The 9,564-nt window shown below is 57.6% G+C and carries 9 protein-coding genes; all 9 read left to right on the forward strand.

Annotation, left to right across the window (positions count from 1 at the left end; genetic code table 11):
* The first annotated feature begins 120 nt into the window (after nt 1-120).
* Nucleotides 121-894 carry a DeoR/GlpR family DNA-binding transcription regulator gene (locus tag QZ638_RS19875; RefSeq protein ID WP_295813636.1) on the forward strand — a complete coding sequence of 258 codons (774 nt, stop codon included), beginning with the start codon at nt 121-123 and terminating at the stop codon, nt 892-894.
* Nucleotides 895-997: 103 nt separating this feature from the next.
* A complete protein-coding gene (gene glpD, locus QZ638_RS19880; RefSeq protein ID WP_295813637.1) occupies nt 998-2,557 on the forward strand; it encodes a glycerol-3-phosphate dehydrogenase in 1,560 nt (519 codons plus the stop codon).
* Nucleotides 2,550-3,632, forward strand: coding sequence for an ABC transporter ATP-binding protein (locus QZ638_RS19885; protein WP_295813638.1), 1,083 nt, complete (start codon nt 2,550-2,552; stop codon nt 3,630-3,632). The genes glpD and QZ638_RS19885 overlap by 8 nt, the downstream gene beginning before the upstream one ends.
* Nucleotides 3,633-3,641: 9 nt before the next feature.
* Entirely contained in the window at nt 3,642-4,733 is a 1,092-nt protein-coding gene (locus tag QZ638_RS19890; RefSeq protein ID WP_295813639.1) for an ABC transporter ATP-binding protein, read from the forward strand.
* Nucleotides 4,730-5,593: a carbohydrate ABC transporter permease gene (locus tag QZ638_RS19895; protein WP_295813640.1), complete on the forward strand. Its 864-nt coding sequence runs from the start codon at nt 4,730-4,732 to the stop codon at nt 5,591-5,593. The genes QZ638_RS19890 and QZ638_RS19895 overlap by 4 nt, the downstream gene beginning before the upstream one ends.
* The gene (locus QZ638_RS19900) at nt 5,590-6,390 is read left to right on the forward strand and encodes a carbohydrate ABC transporter permease (RefSeq protein WP_295813641.1); all 801 of its coding nucleotides are present in this window, start codon (nt 5,590-5,592) and stop codon (nt 6,388-6,390) included. The genes QZ638_RS19895 and QZ638_RS19900 overlap by 4 nt, the downstream gene beginning before the upstream one ends.
* 9 nt (nt 6,391-6,399) lie before the next feature.
* On the forward strand, nt 6,400-6,693 hold the full coding sequence (locus QZ638_RS19905; protein WP_295813642.1) for a DUF2160 domain-containing protein: 294 nt from the start codon (nt 6,400-6,402) through the stop codon (nt 6,691-6,693).
* A 127-nt stretch (nt 6,694-6,820) separates the two neighbouring features.
* A complete protein-coding gene (locus QZ638_RS19910) occupies nt 6,821-8,551 on the forward strand; it encodes an ABC transporter substrate-binding protein (RefSeq protein WP_295813643.1) in 1,731 nt (576 codons plus the stop codon).
* A gap of 100 nt (nt 8,552-8,651) precedes the next feature.
* Nucleotides 8,652-9,564 (forward strand): FGGY family carbohydrate kinase (locus QZ638_RS19915; protein ID WP_295813644.1); only part of this gene is annotated, 913 nt, incomplete at its 3' end.

A 9,564-nucleotide genomic window follows, 5' to 3' on the forward strand; every position in this document is an offset into this window, starting at 1 on the left:
GGAGAGGAAATGGTTTCGTCGGCTGCCCGCTTCCCATCTTGACCGCCGTCGATGCAACCGAATAGCTTGCTCAATGTTCGTTTCCGTACTTATATGATGTAAACGAAAATTGAGACGAAGATGAACAACGCATTTCTGACGCCGAGGCTTTCCGAGATCCTCGAACACGCAAAAGAACACGGTCGCGTGTTGGTCGACGATCTCGCCACGCATTTCGACGTTACGCCACAGACGATCCGGCGTGATCTGAACGAACTTTGCGAGCGGCGTCTGCTCACCCGCATCCATGGAGGTGCGTTGCTGCCTTCGGGCATCGAAAACATGGAGTATGAAGCCCGGCGGAAAATTGCGTCGGATGAAAAGCGTGCCATCGGCCGCGCCGCTGCAAGACTTATTCCCGACAGAGCATCGCTTTTCGTCAATATCGGGACAACCACCGAAGCCGTGAGCGACGCGCTTCTGGATCACGAAGGGCTGATGGTAATCACCAATAATATTAATGTTGCCAATAGGATGCGCGTTTATCCTTCTTTGGAAGTTATCATAGCGGGTGGGGTGGTTCGCGGTTCGGATGGAGGCATTGTCGGGGAGGCTGCTGTCGATTTCATTCGGCAGTTCAAGGTCGATTATGCGGTGATCGGTGTCTCGTCGATTGATCCCGATGGTGCGCTTTACGATTTCGATTTCCGCGAAGTGAAGGTCGCTCAGGCGATCATCGCCAACGCCCGGCATGTAATCCTGGTGTCCGATTCGACCAAGTTCGAACGTGGCGCACCGGTGCGGATCGGACATTTGTCGCAGGTCAATACTTTTATCACCGATCGCTGTTCGTTTCCGGCCATGCGAGCCTTGTGCGATGAGGCAGGAGTGCGGCTCATCGAGACGGGTTCTTAACATCCGATTTATTTTCGTTTGACATTCGTTCTGTTTTCAAAATAATTCCTTTGTCTCAATCTCAAAGCGATGGCCCTTCATCTGAGAGACAAGGGAGGATTGCGTGCCCAGTTTCGAAACCGCCAGTCCTGCGATTTTCGACGTGTTTGTCGTCGGTGGCGGTATCAACGGTTGCGGCATTGCACGCGATGCGGTCGGCCGGGGCTATTCGGTCTTTCTTGCGGAAATGAACGATCTGGCAAGCGGCACGTCCTCCGGTTCCACCAAGCTGATTCATGGCGGTCTGCGCTATCTTGAGCATTACGAATTCCGTCTGGTGCGTGAGGCGTTGATGGAGCGCGAGGTGCTTTGGCTCAATGCGCCGCACATCGTCTGGCCCATGCGTTTCGTGTTGCCGTTGCACAAGGGCCTGCGCCCGGCCTGGCTTATCCGTCTTGGCCTTTTCATCTACGATCATATCGGTGGGCGAAAGCGCTTGCCCAAAACGCGTACGCTCGACATGCGAACCGATCCGGCCGGTGACCCCTTGAAGGCGTCTTATCGGCGAGCCTTCGAATATTCCGATTGTTGGGTGAACGATGCGCGGTTCGTCGTTCTGAACGCGCGCGATGCAGCCGACAGGGGCGCGGAAGTGCGGGTGCGCACGCGCGTGCTGTCGGCCGAAGACGAGAACGGCATCTGGAAGATTCGCATAAAGAACCTGTTGACCGGCGAAAGCGAAACCGTTCACGCCCGCTATCTCGTGAATGCAGCTGGTCCTTGGGTGGATCACGTCATTTCGGGTGTGCTCGGACAGAACGACGTGCACAATGTACGCTTGGTAAAGGGCAGTCATATTGTCATCGATCGGAAGTTCGACGATCCCCGCGCCTATTTCTTCCAGAATGCCGACGGACGGATCATTTTCGCCATTCCCTACGAAGAAGATTTTACCCTGATTGGCACCACCGACCAGGACTACGATGGCGATCCCAGGGATGTGGCCATCAGCGATGACGAGATTGACTATCTGTGCGCGGCCGCAAGCGAGTATTTTACCGAACCGGTGACGCGCAAGGATATGGTCTGGACCTATTCTGGCGTTCGGCCGCTTTTCGATGACGGCGCCTCCAAGGCCCAGGAGGCTACACGCGACTATGTGCTGAAATCGGAGACAGCCAAAGATGGCGCACCGATGGTGCACGTGTTCGGTGGCAAGATAACGACCTATCGCAAGCTCGCGGAATCGGTGCTGGAAAAGATCGGCGAGGCGCTCGGCGATAAGGGCGTGTCTTGGACGCACGCGGCGACGCTGCCGGGTGGCGATTTCCCCTGCGACGGCTATGAGGCGCAGGTGGAATCGCTGATGCGCGATTACGCCTTCCTCGACCGCCACCATGCGGCTCGGCTTGTCAGGCTTTACGGCCTGCGTGCCCGCGATCTTCTCGGCGAGGCGCGGTCGATGGCTGATCTCGGAAAGCATTTCGGCCTCGATCTCTACGAAGCCGAATTGCGCTACCTGGCCACCTACGAATGGGCGGTCAGCGGTGAAGACGTTCTTTGGCGTAGAACCAAACGCGGGTTACGTTTGTCGCAGGGAGAAGCGGCAGCCGTCGACACGTTCATGCGTAAAGTTTCTGGAATGCATAACCAAGCGGAAAACGCTGGGGGAGGACATGCTTGAACTGCGCGATGTTTCAAAGGTGGTTTCCGGCGAAACGCATATAGACGACGTTTCGCTCAGGCTTGAGCCGGGTTCGCTGAATGTGCTGCTCGGGCCGACGCTCGCGGGAAAAACCAGCCTGATGCGGCTGATGGCTGGATTGGACCGACCGACTGGTGGGAGCGTCTGGATGGACGGTGCCGATGTGACTGGCGTGCCGGTGCAAAAACGCAGTGTCGCCATGGTCTACCAGCAGTTCATCAATTATCCCGCGATGACGGTCTATGAGAATATCGCTTCGCCGCTGCGCGTTGCCGGCGTAGAAAAACGCGTTATCGAGGAAAAGGTGGAGAAAGCGGCGGACTTGCTGCATCTGACGCCGCATCTGAAGCGCACGCCGCTGGAACTCTCCGGTGGACAGCAGCAGCGTACGGCATTGGCACGTGCCATGGTCAAGGAGGCTCGTCTGGTGCTGCTCGACGAGCCACTCGCCAATCTGGACTACAAGCTGCGCGAGGAACTGCGTGCCGAACTGCCGAAGATATTTGCCGCTTCGGGAGCGATTTTCGTCTACGCCACCACGGAGCCGAGCGAGGCGTTGCTTCTTGGTGGCAATACTGCAGCACTCAGCCAGGGGCGCGTGACACAGTTCGGTCCCACAATCGGCGTATTCAGGGAGCCAGTCGATCTCGTGACGGCGCGCACCTTTTCCGATCCGCCATTGAACACGGTGCCGGCACAGAAGCGTGAGGGCGAATTTGCGCTCGATGAGCATGTTCGGCTTCCGGTCCGGCGGCGCCTCGAAGGCGCCCCCGACGGAAAATACACACTCGGCTTCCAACCTCATCATCTTTCTCTCAACGCGCGAGAGCCCGACGCGGTCTCCGTCCGGGCAAACGTTTCTGTGACCGAGATAACGGGTTCGGAAAGCTTCGTTCATCTCGATTTCGCGGGGCATCGCTGGGTGATGCTCGAAGAAGGTATTCATCGGCTGGAAGCGGGGGAAACCGTCGACGTGTTCATCGACACCCGCCACATGCTGGTTTTCGATGACGCAAACCGGCGGGTGACAGCCGAAAGCGGCGAAGCGGTTTAGGAGGCGGGAATGGCGCGAATTGATCTCAACAACATCCGCCACGCCTACATGCCCAACCCCTTGAGCGAAGACGATTTTGCGCTGAAGCGTGTGCACCATACGTTCGACGATGGGGGCGCTTATGCGTTGCTGGGACCTTCGGGCTGCGGCAAGACAACGCTTTTGAACATCATTTCAGGATTGCTGCCGCCCACCGAGGGTGAAATTCTTTTCGACGGGCGGGACGTCACGGACCTGTCGACGGAAGACCGCAACATTGCGCAGGTTTTCCAGTTTCCTGTCGTTTACGACACGATGACGGTCTACCAAAATCTTGCCTTTCCCCTGCGCAACCGTGGCGTGCCCGCCGAGGAGATCGAGCGGCGCGTGCGCGAAACGCTTGTGATGATCGATTTGGCCGGCCGAGCCGAACAAAAGGCGAGAGGTCTGACTGCCGATGACAAGCAGAAAATCGCGCTCGGGCGCGGACTGGTGCGCTCGGATGTGAGCGCGATCCTTTTCGATGAGCCGCTGACGGTCATCGATCCACACATGAAATGGGTGCTGCGCTCTCAATTGAAGGAACTGCACCGGCGTTTCGCCTTCACCATGGTCTATGTGACCCATGACCAGACTGAAGCACTCACCTTCGCCGACCAGGTGGTGGTGATGAATGAAGGCGAAATCGTCCAGATCGGTACGCCGGAAGAATTGTTCGAACGTCCCAACCACACTTTTGTCGGATACTTCATCGGGTCTCCGGGCATGAACGTTTTGCCGGTTCAAATCGATGGTGGAGATATTCACATCGGCAGTCACGCGGTCCGCCTTGCCGAACCGGTCGCTACAAACAGTGGCGCACTGACGGAGCTTGGCGTGCGTCCGGAATACGTACGAATAGGCGAGAAGGGCATGCCCGCTCAGATCGTCCGCGTTGAGGATACGGGGCGGCGCAAGATCGTTCACGCGACAATAGACGGACATCCGGTTGCGGCGATCGTTTCCGAAGATTGCGTCATCCCAAGCGATCCCCGCATCAGTTTCGATCCCGCAGGCACCAACATCTATGCGGATTCGTGGCGTGTCGATCCGGTGCGGGACGCCCGGGGAGGCGCGATATGACCAAGACATGGAACAACCGGGCCTGGTTTCTCGTCTTGCCGGTTCTGCTGTTGGTGGCATTCAACGCCATCATTCCGCTGATGACAGTTGTGAATTACTCGGTGCAGGAGACTTTCGGCAACAACCTGTTCTTCTTCGAGGGCGTCAAATGGTACGAGGATGTGCTTACATCGGAGCGCTTCCACGACTCGCTCTTCAGGCAGTTCCTCTTCACCGGGATCATTCTTCTGATCGAGGTGCCGCTCGGCGTGGCCATCGCCCTGACCATGCCCCGCTCGGGACCTTGGGTATCCGTCTGCCTGGTGCTGATGGCGTTGCCTTTGCTCATTCCCTGGAACGTGGTCGGTGCCATGTGGAACATCATGGCGCTGCCCGATATCGGCCTGCTCGGCTACGGGCTGAATGCGCTCGGCATTCCCTATAATTTCACGCGCCAGCCGATCTCGGCCTGGTTCACCGTGGTGCTGATGGATGTCTGGCACTGGACCTCACTCGTGGTGCTGCTCGCCTATGCCGGCCTGCGTTCCATCCCCGAGGCCTATTACCAGGCGGCCAAGATCGACGGCGCGTCGCGCTGGTCGGTGTTCCGTTACATTCAGTTGCCGAAGATGAACCGGGTCCTCACCATCGCGGTGCTGCTGCGCTTCATGGATTCCTTCATGATTTATACCGAACCGTTCGTCTTGACCGGCGGCGGACCAGGCAATGCCACCACGTTTCTGTCCATTGATCTCGTGAAGGCCGCGCTGGGCGAATTCAATCTCGGCATCGCCGCTGCCATGAGCATCATTTACTTCCTGATGACGCTGTTGGTGAGCTGGATCTTCTACACGCTGATGACCCGGGGAGACGAACAATGAGGCTCTCGCGCTGGCTCGTTCCCTCGCTCTACATCCTCTTCCTGCTTCTGCCGATTTATTGGCTCGTCAACATGTCGTTCAAGACAACCAATGAGATTCTCGGTGGTTTCAGTCCGTGGCCGAAGAACTTCACCATCGACAGTTACGTGGAGATTCTGACCAATCCCGTTTGGTACAATGGTTACATCAGCTCGATAAGCTATGTCATTATAAACACTGTAATTTCCGTCTCCTTTGCTCTGCCGGCGGCCTATGCATTCTCGCGCTATCGCTTTCTTGGCGACAAGCATCTGTTTTTCTGGCTTTTGACCAATCGGATGGCGCCGCCCGCAGTGTTTGCGCTGCCGTTCTATCAGCTTTATTCGGCGATCGGCCTCTTCGACACTCCCTGGGCCGTGGCCCTGGCGCACTGTCTTTTCAACATTCCGCTCGCGGTCTGGATTCTCGAGGGTTTCATGTCTGGCGTGCCGAAGGAGATCGATGAGACGGCTTACATCGACGGTTACTCGTTTCCGCGCTTTTTCGTAAGGATCTTCATGCCGCTCATCGCTTCCGGCATCGGTGTGACGGCGTTCTTCTGCTTCATGTTCTCATGGGTGGAGTTGCTCTTGGCCAAAACGCTGACCTCAGTGGCCGCGAAGCCGATTGCCGCCGTGATGACGCGTACCGCAAGCACTTCGGGCTACGAATTGGGGCTTCTGGCAACCGCGGGTGTGCTGACAATCATCCCGGGCGCGATCGTGATCTGGTTCGTGCGCAATTACATCGCCAAGGGCTTCGCCCTCGGGCGGGTTTAGGGAGATATCATGGCTCATTGGCTCGACCTGACGTGGATGGCCTGGACCTGGCAGACCGCCACCTTTTTTCTCGTCATATTTGCGCTTCTATGCGCCATGACCATTTGGGAATGGGCAAGCCCGGGAGGTGGGCCGAGGCACGGCATCCTCGGTCTTGATACGACACGGGGCGACCGGCTTTTCATCTCTCTGCTCGGCAGCGCCTTCATCCATCTGGGATGGCTGGGGCTGACGGATATGCCGCTTTGGGGCGGCACGATTTTGTCGCTGATTTGCGCTTATGCGGTTTTCCGCTGGGTGTAGGACTGTCGGCAAAGCCAGCGGGGCGTCTAGGCCGCTCCGCAAATCGGTGAAACGGGGTCTGAACAAGGCACCGAACCGCCAATGCATGTTCACAACGTGAATGTGGAAATAGGAGGAGGAGTTTGAAATGAAAGCGCATTTGAAGACTTCCGTCGCTGCGCTCGCCTTGCTCTGGCTGCCAGGCCAGGCCATGGCGGACATGGCGGCTGCAGAAAAGTGGATCGATGACGAGTTCCAGCCCTCTTCGCTCAGCCGCGAGGAGCAGCTGGCAGAAATGGAATGGTTTATCAAGGCGGCCGAGCCCATGGCCGGAATGGAAATCAACGTCCTTTCCGAAACCATTCCCACACATACTTATGAATCGGAGGTCTTGACCAAGGCGTTCGAAGAAATCACCGGGATCAAGGTGAACCATCAGCTTTTGGGCGAGGGTGAGGTGGTTCAAGCTGTCCAGACGCAGATGCAGACCAACCGCAATCTGTATGATGCCTATGTCAACGATGCCGACCTCGTGGGAACCCACTCACGCTTGCAGAGCGCGGTCAATCTCAGCGATTGGATGGAAGGCGAGGGCGCCGACGTGACGTCGCCGACACTCGACCTGGAAGATTTTATCGGCATCGCCTCGGCTACCGGCCCTGACGGGAAGGTCTGGCAACTGCCGGATCAGCAGTTCGCTAATCTCTACTGGTTTAGGAAAGATTGGTTTGATCGCCCTGAAATAAAAGAACAATTCAAGGAGAAATACGGATATGAGCTTGGCGTACCGGTAAATTGGTCGGCTTATGAGGACATTGCCGATTTTTTCACAAACGACGTAAAGGAGATCGACGGAGTTCGCGTATACGGCCACATGGATTACGGCAAGCGCGCACCGGATCTCGGTTGGCGCATGACGGATGCATGGTTGTCCATGGCCGGTGCCGGCTCGAAGGGGTTGCCCAATGGTCGCCCCATCGACGAATGGGGCATTCGTATGGAAGAAGGCTCGTGCAACCCCGCCGGCGCCTCGGTGAGCCGCGGTGGTGCCACCAACGGGCCGGCCGCAGTTTATGCAATTCGCAAATGGGATGAATGGCTACGTCAATACGCGCCGCCCGGTGCCGCCGACCTCGATTTTTACCAGTCTTTGCCGGCTTTGAGCCAGGGCAATGTGGCCCAGCAGATATTTTGGTACACGGCCTTTACCGCCGATATGGTGAAAGCCAAAGACGAGGGCAACAACACCGTCGATGACGAGGGCAATCCGCTCTGGAAAATGGCGCCTTCGCCGCACGGTCCCTACTGGGAAGAGGGTATGAAGCTGGGTTACCAGGACGTCGGTGCCTGGACCCTCTTTCAGTCGACCCCGGTGGACCGGCGCAAGGCGGCTTGGCTCTATGCTCAATTCGTCACCTCGAAGACGGTCGACGTAAAGAAGAGCCATGTCGGTTTGACCATCATCCGCGATTCGACTGTGAATCATGAATCCTTTTCCGAGCGGTCTCCGAAGCTCGGCGGTCTGGTTGAGTTCTACCGCTCCCCGGATCGGATCCTGTGGACGGACACTGGCGTTAACGTGCCGGATTATCCGAAGCTGGCACAGATTTGGTGGCAGCAGATCGGCGATGTGAACTCTGGTGCCTTTACGCCGCAGGAAGCGATGGATCGTCTGGCCGGTGAAATGGATGTCACCATGGCGCGCATGCAAGCGGCGGACGAGAGCGCCGACGTTTATGGTGGATGCGGGCCGCGCCTCAATGAAGAAAAAGATCCTTCCGAATGGATCGGCAAGGGCGGCGCCAAGGCCAAGCTCGATAACGAGAAACCTCAGGGCGAAACCATCGTCTATGAGGAGATCGTCAAGCGCTGGCAGTAGCGCGGGTTGCAGCCAGCCCGATTGACATGACAATAGCGCGGGGAGGCGGCTTGGCCGGCTCCCCGCTTTTCAAAGACTTGCAGATCGACCCGGAGGACTTATGAGCGGCTATGTATTGGCGATAGACCAAGGCACAACATCCAGCAGGTCCATCGTTTTTGACGCGGCCATGAAAGCAGTGGCGACAGGGCAGAAGGAATTTCCGCAGCATTATCCGAATTCGGGTTGGGTCGAGCACGATCCCGAAGACATTTGGAAAGGCGTGATATCCACCGTGCGCAGCGCATTGCGCAAGGCGAATTGCAACGCTGAAGACATCGCCGCCATCGGCATCACCAATCAGCGCGAGACGATCGTGGTGTGGGAGCGCGATACCGGCAAACCAATCCACAACGCCATCGTCTGGCAGGATCGTCGTACCGCGCCGCTCTGCGAGAAGCTGAAGGCGGAGGGGGTCGAGGAGATATTCACTGCCAGGACGGGCCTTCTGCTCGATCCCTATTTCTCCGGAACCAAGCTTGCCTGGATACTCGATGAGGTCGAAGGCGCGCGCGCGAGGGCTGAGAAAGGAGAACTCCTTGCCGGAACCATCGATACGTTCCTGATCTGGCGGCTGACGGGTGGCAAGGCGCATGTAACGGACGCGACCAACGCCTCGCGCACGCTTCTTTTCAGTATCGAGACCAACTCCTGGGACGACGACCTGCTCAGCATTCTTCGCGTGCCAAAGGCACTGCTGCCGGAGGTGAAGGACAGTGCTGACGATTTCGGGGTGACCGAGAAGTCGCTTTTCGGCGCTGCCATCCCGATACTGGGCGTTGCCGGCGACCAGCAAGCCGCCGTGATCGGCCAGGCGTGCTTCGAACCGGGCATGCTGAAGGCAACTTATGGGACGGGGTGCTTTGCGGTGCTGAACACGGGCGAAACGATGGTCGCCTCGCAAAACAGGCTGCTTACGACCATCGCCTACCGTTTGAATGGCACCACGACCTACGCGCTCGAAGGATCGATCT

The sequence above is a fragment of the uncultured Nitratireductor sp. genome (assembly GCF_913053745.1).
Classification (GTDB): Bacteria; Pseudomonadota; Alphaproteobacteria; order Rhizobiales; family Rhizobiaceae; genus Nitratireductor.